The sequence below is a fragment of the Pantoea sp. JZ29 genome (assembly GCF_035190385.1).
GTDB lineage: Bacteria > Pseudomonadota > Gammaproteobacteria > Enterobacterales > Enterobacteriaceae > Pantoea > Pantoea stewartii.
This window is the reverse complement of the sequence record NZ_CP045241.1, coordinates 350,400-370,630: the sequence shown is the minus strand read 5'-3', so window position 1 is coordinate 370,630 and position 20,231 is coordinate 350,400. Positions and strand designations below refer to the sequence as shown.

Annotated in this window: 13 protein-coding genes; 3 read left to right on the top strand and 10 right to left on the bottom strand. The window is 55.0% G+C overall.

Translation table 11 applies throughout. The features are described from left to right. Positions 1-157: 157 nt before the first annotated feature. Positions 158-1,663, top strand: coding sequence for a glycerol-3-phosphate dehydrogenase (glpD, locus tag GC090_RS01685; RefSeq protein WP_164482661.1), 1,506 nt, complete (start codon positions 158-160; stop codon positions 1,661-1,663). A gap of 1,600 nt (positions 1,664-3,263) precedes the next feature. On the opposite strand, the gene glgP is transcribed toward glpD, so the two are convergent. From glgP to asd, 6 genes are all read right to left on the bottom strand, one after another. Continuing rightward, positions 3,264-5,711 (bottom strand): glycogen phosphorylase, encoded by a 2,448-nt coding sequence (gene glgP / locus GC090_RS01680; RefSeq protein ID WP_033738164.1) that lies wholly within the window; start codon positions 5,709-5,711, stop codon positions 3,264-3,266. Positions 5,712-5,729: 18 nt separating this feature from the next. Then, entirely contained in the window at positions 5,730-7,163 is a 1,434-nt protein-coding gene (gene glgA, locus GC090_RS01675; protein ID WP_033738165.1) for a glycogen synthase GlgA, read from the bottom strand. Positions 7,164-7,226: 63 nt separating this feature from the next. Then, complete coding sequence (gene glgC, locus GC090_RS01670) at positions 7,227-8,519, bottom strand: glucose-1-phosphate adenylyltransferase (RefSeq protein WP_033738167.1); 1,293 nt, start codon at positions 8,517-8,519, stop codon at positions 7,227-7,229. Between the two features lie 13 nt (positions 8,520-8,532). Next, a complete protein-coding gene (gene glgX, locus GC090_RS01665; protein WP_324020740.1) occupies positions 8,533-10,512 on the bottom strand; it encodes a glycogen debranching protein GlgX in 1,980 nt (659 codons plus the stop codon). Next, positions 10,509-12,692 carry a 1,4-alpha-glucan branching enzyme gene (glgB, locus tag GC090_RS01660; RefSeq protein WP_033738170.1) on the bottom strand — a complete coding sequence of 728 codons (2,184 nt, stop codon included), beginning with the start codon at positions 12,690-12,692 and terminating at the stop codon, positions 10,509-10,511. The genes glgX and glgB overlap by 4 nt, the downstream gene beginning before the upstream one ends. 897 nt (positions 12,693-13,589) lie before the next feature. Continuing rightward, a complete protein-coding gene (gene asd, locus GC090_RS01655) occupies positions 13,590-14,699 on the bottom strand; it encodes an aspartate-semialdehyde dehydrogenase (protein ID WP_033738171.1) in 1,110 nt (369 codons plus the stop codon). A gap of 219 nt (positions 14,700-14,918) precedes the next feature. Between asd and GC090_RS01650 the strand changes: the two genes are divergently transcribed. After that, positions 14,919-15,512 carry a YhgN family NAAT transporter gene (locus GC090_RS01650; protein ID WP_006121032.1) on the top strand — a complete coding sequence of 198 codons (594 nt, stop codon included), beginning with the start codon at positions 14,919-14,921 and terminating at the stop codon, positions 15,510-15,512. A gap of 42 nt (positions 15,513-15,554) precedes the next feature. On the opposite strand, the gene gntU is transcribed toward GC090_RS01650, so the two are convergent. The 4 genes from gntU to GC090_RS01630 form a co-directional block, all read right to left on the bottom strand. Continuing rightward, entirely contained in the window at positions 15,555-16,895 is a 1,341-nt protein-coding gene (gntU, locus tag GC090_RS01645; protein WP_039342707.1) for a gluconate transporter, read from the bottom strand. A gap of 3 nt (positions 16,896-16,898) precedes the next feature. Next, positions 16,899-17,435: a gluconokinase gene (gntK, locus tag GC090_RS01640; RefSeq protein ID WP_006121033.1), complete on the bottom strand. Its 537-nt coding sequence runs from the start codon at positions 17,433-17,435 to the stop codon at positions 16,899-16,901. Between the two features lie 136 nt (positions 17,436-17,571). Further along, positions 17,572-18,567 (bottom strand): gluconate operon transcriptional repressor GntR, encoded by a 996-nt coding sequence (gene gntR / locus GC090_RS01635; RefSeq protein ID WP_006121034.1) that lies wholly within the window; start codon positions 18,565-18,567, stop codon positions 17,572-17,574. 100 nt (positions 18,568-18,667) lie between these two features. After that, a complete protein-coding gene (locus tag GC090_RS01630; RefSeq protein WP_033738177.1) occupies positions 18,668-19,363 on the bottom strand; it encodes a pirin family protein in 696 nt (231 codons plus the stop codon). A gap of 359 nt (positions 19,364-19,722) precedes the next feature. Between GC090_RS01630 and GC090_RS01625 the strand changes: the two genes are divergently transcribed. Beyond that, entirely contained in the window at positions 19,723-20,217 is a 495-nt protein-coding gene (locus GC090_RS01625) for a GNAT family N-acetyltransferase (RefSeq protein ID WP_033738179.1), read from the top strand. Positions 20,218-20,231: the final 14 nt, after the last annotated feature.

The window sequence follows — 20,231 nt, the reverse complement described above, 5'->3', positions numbered from 1 at the left end:
TAATTGTGGCTACTCACCTTTCCGCACACATAATGTTATCCATATCACGCAAAATTGTTTTTAAGCGGTTAAATACTGGCATCAATGTTGGTTTGCGATTATGATTATGCTCGAAAACGAACATAAGTGAACTATTCCGAACATCGGAGGAGACAACGTGGAAACCAAAGACCTGATCGTTATCGGCGGCGGCATCAACGGTGCTGGCATCGCAGCAGATGCTGCAGGACGCGGACTGTCGGTGTTAATGCTAGAGGCGCGGGACCTGGCTTGCGCGACCTCTTCCGCCAGTTCAAAACTGATTCATGGTGGCCTGCGCTACCTTGAACATTATGAGTTTCGTCTGGTAAGTGAAGCGCTGGCTGAGCGCGAAGTGCTGCTAAAAATGGCACCGCATATCGCGTTCCCGATGCGTTTCCGCCTGCCGCACCGTCCGCATCTGCGCCCGGCCTGGATGATTCGCACCGGTCTGTTCATGTATGACCACCTGGGCAAACGCACCAGCCTGCCGGGCAGTAAAAGCCTGACCTTTGGGCCGGATTCGGCGCTGAAGCCTGAAATTAAACGTGGTTTCGAGTATTCCGACTGCTGGGTCGATGATGCCCGTATGGTCGTCCTCAATGCGCAGGAAGTGGTTAAGCATGGCGGTGAAGTGCGCACCCGTACCCGCGTTACCCGCGCGTGGCGTGAAAATGGCCTGTGGATGGTCGAAGCAGAAGACATTGACAGCGGCAAAACCTTGACCTGGCAGGCCAAAGGTCTGGTCAACGCAGCCGGCCCCTGGGTTAAGCAATTCTTTGACGACGGACTGGCGCTGAAGTCGCCTTACGGTATCCGCCTGATTAAAGGCAGCCATATCGTGGTGCCACGCGTTCACAACGAGAAGCAGGCTTATATCCTGCAAAACGAAGATAACCGCATTGTGTTTGTCATTCCGTGGATGGACGAGTTTTCCATCATCGGCACAACCGACGTGGAATACAAAGGCGATCCGAAAAATGTCGCTATTGACGACAACGAAATCGACTACATCCTGAAAGTGTACAACGGCCACTTTAAAAAGCAGTTAACGCCTGACGATATCGTCTGGACCTATTCCGGTGTGCGCCCGCTGTGTGATGATGAATCGGATTCGCCGCAGGCCATCACCCGTGACTACACGCTGGACGTCCGTGATGAAAACGGTAAAACGCCATTACTGTCGGTCTTTGGCGGTAAATTAACGACCTATCGCAAGCTGGCTGAGCATGCGATGGAGAAACTGGCGAAGTATTATCCCAAGGCTGGCCCGGCCTGGACGAAGAACTGCGTATTGCCCGGCGGTAATATCTCTGGCACCAGTGATGACTACGCTGCCAGCCTGCGCCGCCGTTATCCGTTTATTACTGAAAACATGGCGCGCCACTATTCCCGCACTTACGGCAGCAACACGGAACTGCTGCTCAACGATGCAACGTCGCTGGAAGATCTGGGTGAGAACTTTGGCCACGAGTTTTATGAGGCCGAACTGCGTTACCTTGTTCAGCATGAATGGGTGCGTGAAGTCGACGACGCTATCTGGCGCCGCACCAAGCAAGGTATGTGGCTCAACGAAGCTCAGCAGGCCCGTATCGCTGAGTGGCTGGCGGCGAAGGCCAAGCCGACGCTGTCGCTGGCCTCGTAACAGCGCGTCAGCGTTGAGCGTGCGGCACAACAGGTTACGGCCTGTTGTGCCGTTTTTTTTTGCCTGCGCGGCTGGGCGGTGGTGGGAAAGCGGCTGATGAAACGCTGAGAGGGTTTCGCTCGCCAGACGGCCTGGAGTTTCAGCCAGCCCGATGCGGGTGACCGCCCAACTCCCCCGCTTTGAGATTTACGCCCGCTCAGGCGTTTTTATTGCTTTGGATACCGATAATTGATGCTTGTGCGAGAAGTCTTTTCAGGCACTGAGAAGGTTTGAGTCGCTGACATCTGATGAAGCGCTGAGAGGGTTTCGCTCGCCAGGCGGCCAGGAGTTTCAGCCAGCCCGGTGCGGGCGACCGACAAGGGGCCGCCAGCCGCCGCGGCCCCTTGACCCCGGGCTCCCGTCCTGCCCACCCGCCGCTTCGCGGTGCCTTCGCTCCTTCAGGATTTCTGCGGACCGCCAGGACGCGCCATCCGTGGCGCGGCCCGGCTCTCGCCGACGTCCTGTCGGCTCATCCGGAAATCCCTCATCCGCTCAGCGGGTGGGAAGGCCGCCCAACTCCCCCGCTTTGAGATTTGCGCCTGCTCAGGCGTTTTTATTGCTTTGGATACCGATAATTGATGCTTGTGCGAGAAGTCTTTTCAGGCACTGAGAAGGTTTGAGTCGCTGACAGCTTATGAAGCGCTGAGAGGGTTTCGCTCGCCAGGCGGCCTGGAGTTTCAGCCTGCCCGGTGCGGGCGACCGACAAGGGGCCGCCAGCCGCCGCGGCCCCTTGACCCCGGGCTCCCGTCCTGCCCACCCGCCGCTTCGCGGTGCCTTCGCTCCTTCAGGATTTCTGCGGACCGCCAGGACGCGCCATCCGTGGCGCGGCCCGGCTCTCGCCGACGTCCTGTCGGCTCATCCGGAAATCCTTCATCCGCTCAGCGGGTGGGAAGGCCGCCCCAAACCCCCGCTTCACTATCTCTGTGTTAAAGCCACTTCCGGTGTCGCTGTAAGTAATCGCAAAACCTGCTCTTGTGGGTTCTGAAGCACTCCCCGTTTATCAAGTCTTCTCTTTTTAAGCCTCACTGAACACATTCAAACAGACAACACCCGCTTTTAAAAGAAACCAGGACTGACAGGCCGGGGGTTTTCTGCCGGCATCCGGCGCGCTGAGGAGGGAACGGAGGCCAGGACGGAGCGGCAGGGATGCCGCGCAGAGGACGGCTGCGCCAGGGACGGCGCATCCGGACGGTCCGTCAGGCCGCAGTGAGTGACGAAGGAACAGCGACGGCTGACGGCCGCCGGGATTGTTAAGGGGCTGGCGCGAGCCCCTTAACCCGGCCGCCTGCACGGACAGGCTGAAACTCCCTGTCGCCTGGCGGGCGGAAAATTCCCGGAGCAGGACCGTAATCTCCTCCGCCCCGCGGGCAAAATATTCCCGGCGCACGACCGTAATCTCCCCCGCCCCGCGGGCAAAATATTCCCGGCGCACGACCGTAATCTCCCCCGCCCCGCGGGCAAAATACTCCCGGCGCACAACCGTAAACCCTCACCCCACGAACAACGCCCCAATAAAAAAGGGGCTGTCACTAGCCCCCTCAATCTCAACTTTACCGCCAGACTACAACCTCACCGGCGAAATGTTCCAGATCTCATCCGCATACTCCTGAATCGTGCGGTCAGACGAGAAATAGCCCATGCCGGCGATGTTCATGGCGGCGCGGCGCTGCCATTCGTCTGGCTGACGATACAGTTCATCGACCTTATCCTGCGTATCCACATAACTGCGGTAATCCGCCAGCAACTGGTAGTGATCGCCAAAGTTCACCAGCAAATCGAACAGGTTACGGTAGCGGCCCGGATCCTGCGGGCTAAAGACACCCGAGGCGAGCTGGGTGAGCACCTGGTGCAGTTCGGCATCTTCTTCATAGTACTTACGCGGATTGTAGCCTGCCTGACGCAAGGCTTCGACCTGCGGAGTGGTATTACCAAAAATAAAGAAGTTTTCTTTGCCCACATGCTCCAGCATTTCGACGTTGGCACCGTCCAGCGTGCCAATGGTCAGCGCACCGTTGAGGGCAAATTTCATGTTACTGGTGCCCGAGGCTTCGGTACCTGCCGTCGAGATTTGCTCAGAGAGATCGGCTGCCGGAATAATAATCTGCGCCAGACTCACGCTGTAGTTAGGGATAAAGACGACCTTCAGCTTATTTTTAACCTGAGGATCATTGTTAATTACCTTCGCCACATCGTTAATCAAATGGATAATGTGCTTGGCAACGTAGTACGCCGAAGCCGCTTTACCCGCAAAAATATTCACGCGCGGCACCCACTCGGCATCGGGATCGGCCTTGATGCGGTTGTAACGGGTAATCACGTGCAGGACGTTAAGTAACTGGCGCTTATACTCATGAATACGCTTGATCTGAACGTCGAACAACGCGTTAGGATCGATCACCACATCGAGGTTTTTCGCCACCCAGACGGCGAGCCGTTTTTTGTTTTCCAGCTTGGCATCCGCCACTTTCTCAATAAAGGCCGGGTAATCGATACAGGCTTTCAGCTCGCTGAGCTGGCTTAAATCTGTCCGCCAGTTACGACCAATCTGCTCATCCAGTAATTCAGACAGAGGTGGGTTTGCCAGCGCCAGCCAGCGGCGCGGCGTAACGCCATTGGTTTTGTTGCAGAAACGGCCGGGGAACAGGCGGGAGAAATCGGCAAACAGGGACTGAACCATCAGGTTCGAGTGCAGCTCTGAAACGCCATTGACCTTGTGACTGACGACCACGGCCAGCCAGGCCATGCGCACCCGGCGCCCATCGTTCTCATCAATGATAGAAATGCGCGACAGCAGATCCCAGTCGTCAGGATAATATTCCTGAATCGTTTTAAGGAAAAAGTCGTTGATTTCAAAAATGATGCTGAGGTGGCGCGGCAGGATCTTGCCAATCATATCTACCGGCCAGGTTTCCAGCGCTTCGCTCATCAAGGTGTGGTTGGTATACGAAAACACCTGGCAGCACACATCGAACGCATCATCCCAGGTAAATTTATGCTCATCAATCAACAACCGCATCAGCTCGGGAATCGCCAGCACCGGATGGGTGTCATTGAGGTGAATGGCAATTTTGTCCGCCAGGTTGCCCCAGGTCCGGTGCATCGTCCAGTGACGATTCAGAATGTCCTGCACGGTAGCCGACACGAGGAAATATTCCTGGCGCAAACGCAGTTCCCGACCGGAATAGGTTGAGTCGTCGGGGTAAAGCACGCGGGACACGTTTTCTGAGTGGTTCTTGTCTTCCACAGCCGCAAAATAGTCACCCTGATTGAATTTACCCAGGTTGATTTCGTTACTGGCCTGCGCGCCCCACAAACGTAACGTGTTAGTAGAATCCGTATCGTAGCCGGGGATGATTTGATCGTAGGCCATAGCCAGAATCTCTTCGGTTTCCAGCCAGCGAACCTTGGCCCCTTCGTGCTGAACACGGCCACCGAAGCGAACTTTATAACGGGTGTTGAAACGCTGGAACTCCCACGGGTTGCCGTATTCAAGCCAGTAATCCGGTGACTCTTTCTGCTCGCCATCCACAATATTCTGTTTGAACATGCCGTAATCGTAGCGAATGCCGTAGCCGCGGCCCGGCATACCGAGCGTTGCCAGCGAGTCCAGGAAGCAGGCCGCGAGGCGACCCAGGCCACCGTTACCCAGACCGGGATCGTTCTCTTCTTCCATCAACTCGGCCAGATCGAGGCCCATTTCGTCGAGCGCCAGATTGAGATCGTCATAGATCCCCATCGCCAGCAGAGCATTGCCCAACGTGCGCCCCATCAGAAATTCCATCGACAGGTAATAAACCTGCCGCACATCCTGAGAAAGTTGCGCGCGGTTAGAGCGCAGCCAGCGCTCAACCATACGATCGCGCACGGCCAGCAGTGCGGCGTTCAGCCATTCGTGTTTATTCGCAATAGAAGGGTCTTTACCAATGGTGAACATCAGTTTGTATGCAATTGAGTGCTTTAAAGCATCAACCGTCAACGTAGGTGAAGCGTAAGTGAATGGTGTATTCATTTTCAGTTTCCCAATCCGTTACAACAAACGTTGATAAAGATCGCGGTAGGCTTGAGCGGCGACCTGCCAGCTAAAATCCATCCCCATCGCCTGACGCTGCACATAACGCCACAGTGAAGGACGAGACCACAACACAAACGCGCGACGAATGGCCCTTAATAAAGACCAGGCATTACTGTCTTCAAAACTGAATCCACTGGCAATACCATCCGCAAGGTTTTCCAGCGAACTGTCGTTTACCGTATCGGCCAGGCCGCCCGTGCGACGCACTAATGGCAGGGTGCCATATTTCAGTCCGTAGAGCTGTGTCAGACCACAAGGCTCGAAGCGGCTTGGCACCATGATGACATCCGCGCCGCCAACGATGCGATGCGAAAACGCTTCGTGGTAGCCAATCTGTACGCCAACACTGCCGGGATGTTCCGCCGCAGCGGCCAGAAAACCCTGTTGCAGTTCGGCATCACCCTGCCCTAACAGCACCAGTTGTCCGCCCTGAGCCAGCAAACCGGGCAGCGCTTCCAGTACCAGATCCAGCCCTTTCTGTCGGGTCAGGCGGCTGATCACGGCAAAGACGGGGGCTTTGTCGTCCACCTTCAGTCCCATCGCCACCTGCAGCTGACGCTTGTTTTCCGCTTTGGCTTCCAGCGTATCGCGGTTATAGCGTGAGCTCAGCAGCAGATCATGGGAGGGATCCCAGATTGCCGGATCGACACCATTTAACACACCGCTTAAACGCCCTTCGCGCATCCGTTGGGCCAGCAGGGTTTCCATGCCGTAACCGTATTCGGGCGTGGTGATTTCATGCGCATAGGTTGGGCTTACGGCCGTCACATGATCTGCGTAAAACAGGCCCGCTTTCAGATACGAGATCTGTCCAAAAAACTCCAGGCCGTACATATTAAAAAAGGATTGTGGCAGTTGAATCTGATCCAGATGATGCGCGGAAAACAGTCCCTGATAGGCCAGGTTATGCACGGTGAAAACGGATTTTGCAGGCCGTCCACGCGCTTCAAGATAGGCACAGGTCAGCCCTGCATGCCAGTCGTGTGCGTGAACGATATCGGGCCGCCAGTAGCTGTCCAGACCGCAGCCTAACTCACAGCCCATCCACCCCAATAAAGCAAAGCGTAAATAGTTGTCGACGTAGGCAAACTGCGATTCATCATGATAAGGACTACCCGGACGATCATAGAGATCAGGGGCATCAATAAGGTAAATGCCTACCCCATCAAACTGCCCAAACAGTAAGCGAACGGGCCCGGCAAACGTCTGCAACTCCGCCACCAACTGCGTATCCGGTATTCCTTTACGTAATGCAGGAAACGCGGGAAGTAACACTCGCGTATCTGTTCCACCCGCAATTTGTGCCTGAGGTAATGCCCCGACTACATCAGCCAGCCCGCCCGTTTTCAACAGCGGGAAAAGTTCTGAACAGACATGTAAAACCTGCATCCTCGACCTCATTAAGTTACCAGGCACGATCCTCGTGCCGATGGGTTGTGTGCCGCTTGTCGTTTATTGTCCCGCACTACTGAGTTTGGCCAGCATGGCGCGGGTCACCAGTACAATGCCTTCTTCTGAACGGAAAAAGCGGCGGCTGTCTTCATCAGGGTTTTCACCAATCACCATCCCTTCTGGCAACACACAGGCGCGGTCAATGACGCAGCGGCGCAGACGACAGGATCGGCCAACCACCACATCAGGCAGCAGTACCGTTGAATCAATGTTGCAAAATGAGTTCACCCGCACGCGGGAAAACATAACCGAATTCACGACCACCGAGCCCGAAATAATGCAGCCGCCAGAGACCAGGGAATTCATTGTCATACCATGGCTACCGGAACGGTCCTGGACAAACTTCGCCGGGGGTAAGGGTTCCATATGGGTACGAATCGGCCAGCTGCTGTCGTACATATCCAGTTCCGGTGTGACCGAGGCCAAATCGAGGTTCGCACGCCAGTAAGCCTCCAGCGTACCGACATCCCGCCAGTAAGGCGGAGCCTCGTGATCGTTTTGCACACAAGAGATCGCAAATGAATGGGCGTAGCCCTCACCACTTTCTACGACCTTCGGCAAAATATCTTTGCCGAAATCGTGGCTTGAACCGGCCTGATGCAGATCGTCCTCCAGCAAACCATAGAGATACTCGGCGTCGAAAACGTAAATCCCCATGCTGGCGAGCGATTTTGTGTCATCGCCCGGCATGGTTGGCGGCTTCGGCGGCTTCTCCACGAAATCGATTACTTTATTGTTTTCGTCAACTGCCATCACACCAAACGCGGTCGCCTCTGCGACGGGCACCGGCAGACACGCGATCGTGCAGCGGGCATCGTTCAGCACGTGATCCAGCAGCATTCTGGAGTAATCCATTTTGTAGATGTGATCGCCTGCCAGGATAACCACATACTGCGCGTTGTAACGCCGGATAACGTCGAGGTTCTGGGTCACCGCATCCGCTGTGCCGCGATACCAGTGCTCAGTGGAAAACCGCTGCTGAGCCGGAAGCAGATCAACAAATTCATTCATCTCTTCGTTGAAGATAGACCAACCACGCTGAATATGTTGGGTTAACGTATGAGATTGATACTGCGTAATGACGCCGATACGGCGAATGCCGGAGTTAACACAGTTGGAGAGCGCAAAATCGATAATGCGGAATTTGCCGCCAAAATGAACGGCGGGCTTGGCGCGTTTGGCGGTCAGATCCACCAGGCGCGTCCCGCGTCCTCCAGCGAGTACAAGGGCGATGGTTTGTGTAGGGAGCTGGCGCGCCAGCATAAGATGTTCTGCTCTTTCTAATTTAACCATGTCTGACTCCTTATCATTGCTTTTGGAACACACACACAGCGTGTGCGGGACCATGCCAGACAGTTAATCGGATGGGGTTACATTCCCCGGTAAAAGGAGGAAGGACGTGCCATTCTCCGTCTGGTAAGGCGATATCACATTGCGTATCTGTCGCATTTATTGTTATTAACCAGCAACCAGAGAGCAGAATTTGCAACCTGCGCATGCCCTGCTTCCAGCCGCCTTCATCCACAGGTTTACCCTGGTCATCCAGCCACTCGACATTGCCGTCCTCGTTCTGCCACCAGCTATCCGCAGTGAGTGCCGGAATGCGCTTACGCAGGTGAATCAGCGATGCGGTAAAGTCGACAAGGCCTTTTTCTTCATCGTCCCACTTGAGCCAGGTCAGTGGGTTGTCCTGGCAGTAGGCATTATTGTTGCCGTGCTGGGTTTGACCACGCTCGTCCCCGGCCAGCAGCATCGGTGTGCCCTGAGCAAGCAACAACGTTGTCAGCAGCGCTTCCGTGCTGCGCCTGCGGCGCTGGGCCACATCCGCACTGACCACCAATCCTTCTGTACCATGGTTATGGCTGTAATTGTTACCGTGTCCGTCACGGTTTTGTTCGCCGTTGGCTTCATTATGTTTTTGACTGAAGCTCACCAGATCGCGCAGCGTGAAACCATCATGCGCGGTGATCATATTCAGGCTGGCATGGGGCTTGCGGCCATTGTGCTGAAAAAGGTCGCTTGAGGCGGCAAACCGGCGAACAAAATCCCCCATCGTCACATCCCCATGCAGCCACGTCCGGCGGGCCGTATCACGAAACTGATCGTTCCATTCAGCAAACTGTGCGGGGAAATTCCCTACCTGATAACCATTGGGGCCAATATCCCAGGGCTCGGCAATCAGTTTGACCGTTGAGAGGATCGGGCAGGCGCGCATGGCCTGGAACAGCGCGGCGTCGCGATGGTAGTCAGGCTCACGCCCCAGAACCGGTGCCAGATCAAAGCGAAAGCCATCCACGTGGCAGACGCGCACCCAGTAGCGCAACGCCTCCAGTATCCAGTTCATGACCTGAGGATGGCTCAGATTGAGTGTGTTACCGCAGCCAGTCCAGTTGTGATAACCGCCCTGGTCGTCGAGCCAGTAATAGCTGGCATTGTCGATGCCGCGAAAGGATATTGTCGGCCCGGTCTCATCCAGTTCTGCCGTATGGTTAAACACCACGTCCAGGAGCACTTCAATGCCCGCAGCATGCAGGCGCTTCACCGTCTGCTGAAACTCCTGCAGCGGAGACAGCCCATCCTGGCCGGAAGCATAACGGGGATCGACCGCCCAGAGGGCAAAAGGGTTATAGCCCCAGTAGTTGGTTAAGCCCAGACGCAACAGGCGCGGCTCGCTGGCAAAGTGGGCCACAGGCAGTAACTCGATAGCCGTAATGCCCAGTTGGAGCAGGTAATCGATCATCACAGGATGCGCCAGTGCGGCATAAGTGCCACGCAGTGCCTCAGGAATACCGGGATGCAGCTGGGTCAAACCGCGAACATGGGCTTCATAAATCACGCTGCTGCCCCATGGCGTGCGCGGTGCCTGATCTCCCTGCCAGTCGAAATCCTCCATCACCACGACAGATTTGGGTGCCAGCGCCGCGTTATCGCGTGTGTCGGGTTCCGTGTAGCCACAGTGGAAACGCGGATCGTCGGGGATGTCGCCCAGCACCGCTTTGGCACAGGGATCGACCAGCAGCCTGGCGGGATTGAAAACATGCCCCGCCTGCGGTGCCCAGGGGCCATAAACCCGGTAACCATAGCGCTGTCCGGGCTGGACGCCCGGGAGATAACCGTGCCAGATATCGCCGCTACGCGCAGGGAGTTCAACGCGCTGCTCAAGCCCGTTCTCGTCGAACAGGCAGAGTTCAACGCGCTCAGCATGATGGGAGAACAGCGTAAAGTTTACGCCCTTCCCGTCATAGCTGGCACCCAGCGGGTGGGGATGTCCGGCACGCACGATCATTCTCCCTCCCGCACCAACCATACCGTCGCCAGCGGCGGTAAGTTCAGGCTCAGTGACTGGGGACGACCGTGGCTTTCCTGCTGATCGGTATGGACACGATGATTACGTACGTCGCTGCCGTGATAGTCATGCTGATCGGTATTGATGACTTCGCGCCAGCTGCCCGCCTGATTGACGCCAAAGCGATAGCCCGGCCGCGGTACAGGCGTAAAGTTGCTGACGACAATGATTTCATTGCCTTCACGATCGCGACGCACAAAGGCAAAAACTGAATGTTCGGCGTCATCCACCACCAGCCATTCGAATCCGGCCGGATCGAAATCAAGCTGATGAAGCGGGGTGTAATATTGGTAGGTATGGTTCAAATCACGCACCAGACGCTGCACACCGTGGTGCCAGTTGTCTTCCCCTTCCAGCAAATGCCAGTCCAGGCTGACATCATGGTTCCACTCTTTGCCCTGTGCGAATTCGTTGCCCATAAACAGCAGTTTTTTACCCGGGAACGCCCACATCCAGCCGTAGTAGGCGCGGAGGTTGGCAAATTTTTGCCAGGCGTCGCCGGGCATGCGATCCAGGATAGAGCGTTTACCGTGCACCACCTCGTCGTGGGACAACGGCAGGACAAAGTTTTCGCTGTAGTTGTACATGATGCCGAAGCTCATCAGGTTGTGATGGTAACGGCGATGAACGGGATCGAGCTTCATGTAGTCGAGCGTGTCATGCATCCAGCCCAGATTCCATTTGTACCAGAATCCCAGGCCGCCGCTTTCAGGAGGACGTGAAACGCCGGGATAATCGGTAGACTCTTCGGCCATCGTCACCGTACCGGGCGCAACATGCCCCAGCGTGCGGTTGGTGTAGCGCAGGAAGTTAATCGCTTCGAGATTTTCCCGACCGCCATATTGATTGGGGATCCATTCGCCCTCGGCGCGGCTGTAATCGCGATAGATCATTGAAGCAACGGCATCCACGCGCAGACCATCAATACCAAAACGTTCCAGCCAGTAAAGCGCATTGCCTGACAGGTAGTTACTGACTTCGCGGCGACCAAAGTTGTAAATCAGTGTGTTCCAGTCCTGATGGTAGCCTTCACGCGGATCGCTGTGTTCGTACAGTTCTGTGCCATCGTATTTCGCCAGGCCAAAGTCATCGCTGGGGAAATGGCCTGGCACCCAGTCCAGCAGAACGTTGAGTCCCGCTGCATGGGCCGTCTCGATAAAGTGACGGAAATCATCCCGGGTGCCAAAACGGCGCGTGGGCGCATACATGCCCAGCGGCTGATAGCCCCAACTGCCGTCAAAAGGATGCTCATTGATGGGCAGCAATTCGATATGGGTAAACCCCATCTCTTTCACGTAAGGCACCAGCTGCTCAGCCAGCTCTTTGTAGCTGAGCCAGAAGTTGTTGTCGGTATGGCGGCGCCACGATCCCAGGTGAACTTCGTAAATAGAAACAGGCTTGTCGAAGCCATTGGCCGCTTTACGGGCCTCTGACATCTCGACTTTTTCTGGCAGGCCACAAATCATCGAGGCCGTTTGTGGCCGCATTTGCGCCTCAAAGGCATAGGGATCGGCTTTGATTCGCAACTGACCCTGCGCATCGATGATTTCAAATTTATAGAGCTGCCCGTTAATGGCCCCAGGAACAAACAGCTCCCAGACCCCCATTTCCTGGCGCAAACGCATCGGATGGCGACGGCCATCCCAAAAGTTGAAATCACCGACAACGGAGACACGACGCGCATTAGGAGCCCAGACGCAGAAACGCGTGCCGATGACGCCATCAATCACATCACCGTGCGCGCCCAGGGTTTCATAAGGCCGAAGGTGAGTTCCTTCCGCCAGCAGCCACAAATCCATCTCCTGCAACAGAGGACCAAAGCGGTAAGCATCATCGATGAGGTTTTGCTGACCATGCCAGTTCACAGCCAGTTGATAGCGAAAGGGATTTTTACGACGAGGAATAACGCCGCTGAAAAACCCGCGCGCGTCATCGCATTTCAGTTGAGCAAGCTTACGTCCTGTGGAGGTTTCGATAACCCAGACTTCAAGGGCCTCGGGGAGCAACGCCCGCACTTCAAGACCGTTTTCCGTTTTATGCATCCCCAGCAACGAAAAGGGGTCGGAATAGTTACCCGCAAAAAGGGCATTGATCGCCTGGCGATCGGGTAGCTCTGACATGACTTTCTTCCTGTGATAGTTGGCAGGCTAAAAGACCACGATGCACGCGCTATCGCATATCTCTTGCGCTGCTCTTCATTGAGCCATGAGTACAGCGGCGTGGGCGCCAGCAAAAAACGCTTGTCACCACGCGCCTCCTTAAATCACAACCAGTAAGCATTAAGCCTGTCTGCTTGATGCCAATCCCGCAGTATCACCAGACGACTATCCGGCACTCCGAGACATTAGATAATTTTGACTTTTCCCTACCGTCCGGTTCCTGATGCAATCCTGCGCCATTCGGACGATTTTCCTGTATACCGTCGACTTCAACCGCGGAGCCGGTATGTGAGCGCCCTTGCACAATGATGAAAAACAGTAAAATATATTAATACATAACGGATTTATGTCTCATAATCTTCACTCAAATGCAGTATCTTTTTTTGGCGCGATCATCATGCCTGCGTGCCGTATGGACGAAAGGCGGTCAACGGCCTGCCGGACTCGCCACCTGTCTTACGCGCCGGGAGCCGTGAGCCACGGCGACATTTCCCTGGCCGCTTTAACATGACATAAAACGGACAACTGCCGAGTGTGCGTTAACAGTGTGACAGGATTCCGCTCACACGCCGGAACCACGCGCCTTTTGAAAAAAAACGCGGCCAGCTTGCACCGAAAAAAGTCTGTCTTTACCAGCCACAACAACCAGTTAGTGAATACATTAAAACAGCCCGTCTGTTACACGCCCTTGTTAAATCATAGCTTGGCGGCGAGCGTTGACAGAGCAGATCAGCAAAAATTTATTTCTGGACAGGCAAAAAGGGGAAGCGGATCACTTAGTGATCGTAACGGTAGAACAGTTTGCAGGGATTTGTAGAAAAAAGACCGGAAAAACCCGGTCTTTTTCGTCTTTCAGATTTAGTCGATCAACAGACGTAACATGCGGCGCAACGGCTCAGCCGCACCCCACAGTAGCTGATCGCCCACGGTAAAGGCCGAGAGGTATTCTGGCCCCATATTCAGTTTGCGCAGACGGCCGACCGGCGTGTTCAGCGTCCCCGTTACCGCCGCAGGCGTCAGTTCACGCATAGTGATTTCACGATCGTTAGGCACGACTTTTACCCATTCATTATGGGACGCCAGCAGTTGCTCAATCTCGGCCAGCGGCAGATCCTTTTTAAGTTTCAGCGTGAAGGCCTGACTGTGACAGCGCAGCGCACCGACACGGACGCAAAGTCCATCGACAGGAATGACGCGCGGGGTCGCCAGAATCTTGTTAGTCTCAGCCTGTCCTTTCCACTCTTCGCGGCTTTGGCCATTATCAAGCTGCTTGTCGATCCACGGAATCAGGCTGCCCGCTAACGGCACGCCGAAATTATCCGTCGGCAACGTGCCAGAGCGCGTGAAATCCGTCACGCTACGTTCGATATCCAGAATGGCAGAGGCAGGATTTTGCAACGAGGTCGCCACGTGATCGTGCAGCATGCCCATCTGTGTGAGCAGCTCGCGCATGTGACGGGCACCGCCCCCGGACGCAGCCTGATACGTAGCCACGGAAACCCATTCAACCAAATCATGTGCGAACAGGCCGCCCAGTGACATCAACATCAGACTCACCGTACAGTTGCCGCCAACAAAAGTTTTGATGCCGCTGTCGATGCCCTGACGAATAACCTGATGGTTAACCGGATCCAGGATAATAATGGCATCGTCTTTCATGCGCAGCGTGGACGCCGCATCAATCCAGTAGCCATTCCAGCCACTGGCACGCAATTTCGGATACACCTCAGAGGTATAGTCGCCGCCCTGGCAAGTAATGATGATATCCAGCGCCTTCAACGCGTCAATATCAAAGGCGTCCTGCAATGTTCCCTGCTGTTTGCCCGCAAACGTCGGGGCCGCTTCACCATGTTGTGAAGTGGAGAAAAAGACCGGATTGATTACATCAAAATCACGTTCTTCACTCATGCGGGACATCAGCACTGAACCCACCATACCGCGCCAACCCACTAAACCTACATTCTTCATGTCATATCCGTTTCAGGGTGATAAACACCTGACTTTCTCATCGAAGGGAAAAGTGTCGTGGTACTTTCACGCCACTCTGCGTAATAATCAACGTTGCCTGTGATGATTAACTCTACAAAATGCAGATTTTCTGGCAAGTGAATTAATGTAATCGGGCCAACTTTTTCAGCAGCCCTGCTAATAACCCGGCTTTATCTATAACGAGAAGATGTTAAACGAATGACTGAAATGATCTCAGCAACAATATTATTGTTGTTAATAATGGATCCGTTGGGCAATTTGCCGATTTTTATGTCGGTTTTAAAGCATCTGGAACCCAAACGTCGGCGCGTCGTGCTTATTCGCGAAATGCTGATTGCCCTTATCATCATGTTGTTGTTTTTATTCACGGGCGAACGCATTCTGGCCTTCCTTAATCTGCGTACCGAAACCGTCTCCATTTCCGGTGGCGTTATCCTGTTTTTAATCGCAATTAAGATGATTTTCCCCTCGCCGGAAAGCAGCAGTACCGGGTTACCGGCGGGCGAAGAACCCTTTCTGGTGCCGCTGGCCATCCCACTGGTGGCGGGGCCTTCACTGCTGGCGACACTGATGCTGTTATCCCACCAGTATCCGAACCAGATGTCGCATCTGGTTGGAGCCTTACTCATCGCCTGGGGCGTAACGGTGATGATCCTGCTGTTATCGGGCCTGTTTCTGCGTCTGCTGGGGGACAAAGGCGTTAACGCACTGGAACGCCTGATGGGATTGATCCTGATTATGCTGGCGACGCAGATGTTTTTAGACGGGATTCGTGTGTATCTGAAGCTATAGCTGTCGGCGTTAACCCGGGCAGCGTTGCCCGGGTTAAATCGCTCAGGTGAGCAGGGTAAAGGCGATCATCCCGACCACCGCGCCCACGGTGCCTAAAATGGTTTCCATCAGCGTCCATGTCTTGAGCGTTTCACCTTCGGTCGCGCCGGTGAAGCGGCCAAACAACCAGAAGCCCGCATCATTAACATGGCTGATAATAATGGAACCGCCGCCGATGCAGATGGACAAGGCTGCCAGTTGTGCGCCGGAGTAATGCAACGGTTCTATCACCGGCATGATCAAGCCCACCGTCGTCAGGCAGGCCACCGTCGCCGACCCCTGAATCACCCGGACCGCACCGGACAGAATAAAACAGGCCAGGGCAACCGGCAGCCCGGCACCGGTCAAGGCATTGCCCAGTACCGGCCCTACGCCAGAATCAACCAGCACCTGTTTAAAGACGCCGCCCGCTCCTATTACCAGCAAAATAATCCCCGCAGGCTGCAGCGCACTGCCACAAATCTGCATCACTTTTTCTTTATCCATGCCCTGACGGTACGCCAGGCCATAGATAGCGACCAGGCAGGCCAGCAGAATCGCGATGAAGGGATGCCCGATGAATTCCAGCCACTCGTAAAGTGTAGAGCCCTCAGCGGTGAAGCGTGCACCAATGGTTTTCAGCCCGACCAGCACAAGTGGAAACAGGATAAGCGCCAGGCTAAAGCCAAAAGAGGGCAACTTGCCGGCATCAACGTCGGGCTGATGATCTTCCGGTGGTGCGCTGAACGTTACGCGCTTCGCGATAAAATTGCCAAACAACGGCCCGGCAATCAGCATGCCCGGCAGAGCGGCACACAGCCCAAGCAAAATCATCCAGCCGAAATCCGCATGCATTTGCGAAGCTAACAGCATGGGCGCAGGGCCCGGCAGCAAAAAGGCCGCCGCCGCCGCCACACCGGCAAACAAGGGAATAACCAGCCTGACCAGGTTATCCCCTGTCCGCCTGGCGACAGCGAATGCGATGCTAATCAGCAGCACTACGGCCACCTCAAAGAACAGCGGCAACGCGCAGATTAAGCCGGCAATGCCCATGGCAAAATGCGCCCGGCTCTCGCCAAAGGTTTTCAGCATGCGAATCGCAATCTGATCCACCGCCCCGGTTTCGTGCAGGATCTTGCCAAACATGGCACCCAGCGCCACGACGATGGCTAAGAAACCGAGCGTGCCGCCCATGCCTTTCTGCATCGTTTCCGCGATTTTATCCAGCGGCATGCCCGACAACAGACCCGCGCCCACAGAAACCAACATCAGGGCAAGAAAAGCATGCATCCGGGCTTTCATCACCAGAAAAAGCAGCAGCAGGACAGAGCCTGCTGCAGTCAAAATAAGTGTTGCGGTATTCATGGTCTAGCCTTGATTGATTGCATCCTTAATGGTTGCAACCGTTGCCGCTACAACCTCGTCCAGGGAGTGCGTGATATCGACAGCCAGCACATCCGTTTCATCCGCACCCGGCTCTTCCAGCGTCGCAAATTGTGTTACCAGCATTTGCGGCTTAAAGAAGTGCCCTTTGCGCGCTTTCAGACGCGATTCGATGGTGTCGAAATCCCCTTTCAGGTAGACAAAACGCAGGTTGTCGTTGCCCTGTCGAAGCATATCGCGGTAATGCTTTTTCAACGCTGAGCAGACGATGATCGAGATCGCCTGCGTACGTTGCATGGCGAACGCCGCGTCGTTCAATGCCTGTAACCATGGCAAACGGTCGTTATCGTCCAGCGGATGGCCTTCTGCCATCTTTAAGATATTGGCGCGGGGATGAAGAAAATCGCCATCGAGAAAAGCGGTGTTCAACTGGTGGGAGACCCGGTTTGCCACAACGGATTTGCCGCTGCCTGAAACACCCATCAAAATAAAAACGTGATGTGGCGTGGATTGCGTCGTCATTTTCTACTCCGGCAAGTCAATGTGCCATGTTACCGATAACAATGATGCTTATCATTCTCCTGGTGACATTACACTCTGGCAACCTTTTTACTGACTGAAGCCTTAAAGTGTGAGCTGACTCATAAATTTGCGCGAATCAGATACTGCCGCCTTCCACAATAGCAAATCCCATATCCAGCGGCTGGCTGGCCCGGTTTTCGCCGGCAATGCGCGCCAGCAACAACGCGGCCGATTCACGACCTATTTGGTCACGCGGCGTCAGAACCGTCGCCAGCGCAGGCGTCACCACCTGACTAATATCATGACCGTGAAAACCGGCAATAGCCATTTGGGAAGGCACCTGAAGTCCCTGGCGCTGGCACTCAAACATCGCGCCCACCGCCAAATCGTCGTTGGTACAGAACAGGCTGTCCGTCTGAGGATAGCGTCGCTGCGCTTCGCGGAGCAATTCGCCACCGGCACTGAAAGAGGAGGCTTCTTCCATCATGACACTGCGCGGCGTTAATCCGGCTTCGCGCATGGCACTTTCATAACCCCGCTGCTTTTGCAGCGTGCGTTCATCCAGGCGCGCCCCCAGATAAACGGTATGACGGTGTCCTTTTTTCAGAATCGCCAGCGTCATTTGCCGGGCGGCTTCGACGTTGTCAAAGCCTACCGCCATATCCAGACAGGGCGTAACGCTGTCCATCATTTCAATCACCGGAATACCGGCCACCTCCAGCATGCGTAACGTCCCTGCTGTATGTGTGCGTTCGGTCAGAATCACGCCATCGATGTTCCAGCCAAGCAGCGACCGCAGCTGGCGCTCCTCTTTTTCCGGGTTATAACCAAAGTGTGCCACCAGCGTCTGGTAACCGGCTTCATCCGTCACCGCTTCGATTCCCCGCAGAACATCGGCGAACACCTGATTGGTCAGCGAGGGCAGCAACACGCCGATGGCGCGGCTGGTCGCGTTGGACAGCATATCGGGGGCGCGATTGGGGATGTAACCCAATTCATCCAGCGCAACGGCGATCTTCTCCCCCAGCGCAACCGACACCTGCTCAGGATTGCGCAGATAACGACTGACAGTCATTTTGGTGATACCGATACGATCGGCAACGTCCTGTAGAACCGGTCTTTTCTTCTTCATCGTAAGCGCCTGGATCTCGCTGAAAGCACATGACGACGAGTCTACCACTTTTTTACAGGCAGATTGCTAATGGGGCGAGACAGGCTCGCCCCCTTCAGGCTCAGACCGGCGGCAGGTCGAACAACAACACTTCGGCCGCGCTGTCGGCTTCAAGCGTCAGGCCAGTTTCGTCCCAAACGGCAAAGGCATCACTGTTTGACGCGGATTGCCCGTTCACCTTCACGTCGCCTTTGACAACCTGAATCCAGATACGGCGTCCCGGCTCAATGGTCACGCTGTCGCTTTCGCCTGCCGCAAATACCCAGCGCGATAGCGTCATGTCCTGCCAGACTTTGAGCGAACCGTCACGGGCATCCGGGGTGAGGATAAACTGGCGACCCTGCACATCCGGAAAGCGACGCTGATCGTAACGCGGCTCAATCCCCGTGCGCTCTGGAATGATCCAGATTTGGTAAAGATGCAGCGGTTCTGTTTTGCTGGCGTTGTATTCTGAATGACGTACGCCGGTACCTGCACTCATGATCTGGAACTCACCCGCGGGAATCTGTTCCTTGTTGCCCATGCTGTCCTGGTGTTCCACGGTACCCGACAGGACATAGGTCAAAATTTCCATGTCTTTATGCGGATGCGTACCAAATCCCTGGCCGGGATCGATCACATCTTCATTAATCACCCGCAGGGCTGAGAAGCCCATAAAATTTGCATCGTAATAGTTGGCAAACGAGAAGGTGTGCCAGCTGTCCAGCCAGCCATGATTAGCGTGGCCACGTTCTTCAGCTTTACGTAAATAGATCATGTTCAAATCTCCTCACTGTTTTTTATAGTTTGGTATCAGGTGAGAAAGATTGATAGCTGAAAAACTTCACCTCTCTGTTCAAAAATTATGAACCTCTGGCAAAGGGTTGTTGAACGGAACTGAAGGAAAGCAGGACGGGCGCGCAAAAAAAAAGCCAGCACCCGGCTGGCTAAATAATACTGGAAGCAATGTGAGCAATGTCGTGCTTTCTGACGTCTCGACAACATCCAGAAGGCATGACAATAATAATCATTATCATTCTCGTCTGTAAAGCGCTTTTGTGTATTATTTCTGTTGACGCCTGACGTAAATCCCCTGATGTTTAAAGGGCTTACCACGTGCTCATAAGGATAACCGCCATGCCTTCAGTGATGATTCGCCATGCTGTCCCGGCTGATGCCCCCGCGTTAACTCGTCTTTACAGCCAGCCTGAAACCCAGGCCGCAACCCTGCACCTGCCCTATCCCTCGCCCTCACTATGGGAGCAAAAACTGGCCAGTCCACGCGCCGGTGTGCATATGTTGGTAGCCTGTATTGATGAGCAGGTGGTCGGGCAACTCACGCTTGAAGGCGTTACGACAGCACGGCGGCGACACTGCGCCAGCATAGGGATGGGCGTTGATCCGGCGTTTCATCGACGCGGGGTGGGCAAAGCTTTGATGGCGGCAATGGTCGATCTTTGCGACAACTGGCTTCAGGTGACGCGCATTGAACTGACGGTCTTTGCTGATAATCACAAAGCAATCGCGCTGTACCAGCAGTTCGGTTTCCGAATTGAAGGCACCGCGCAGCGCTATGCGATACGCGAGGGGAACATGACAGATGCGCATTTTATGGCGCGTATCAGAGCATAACGAAACGGGCAGCC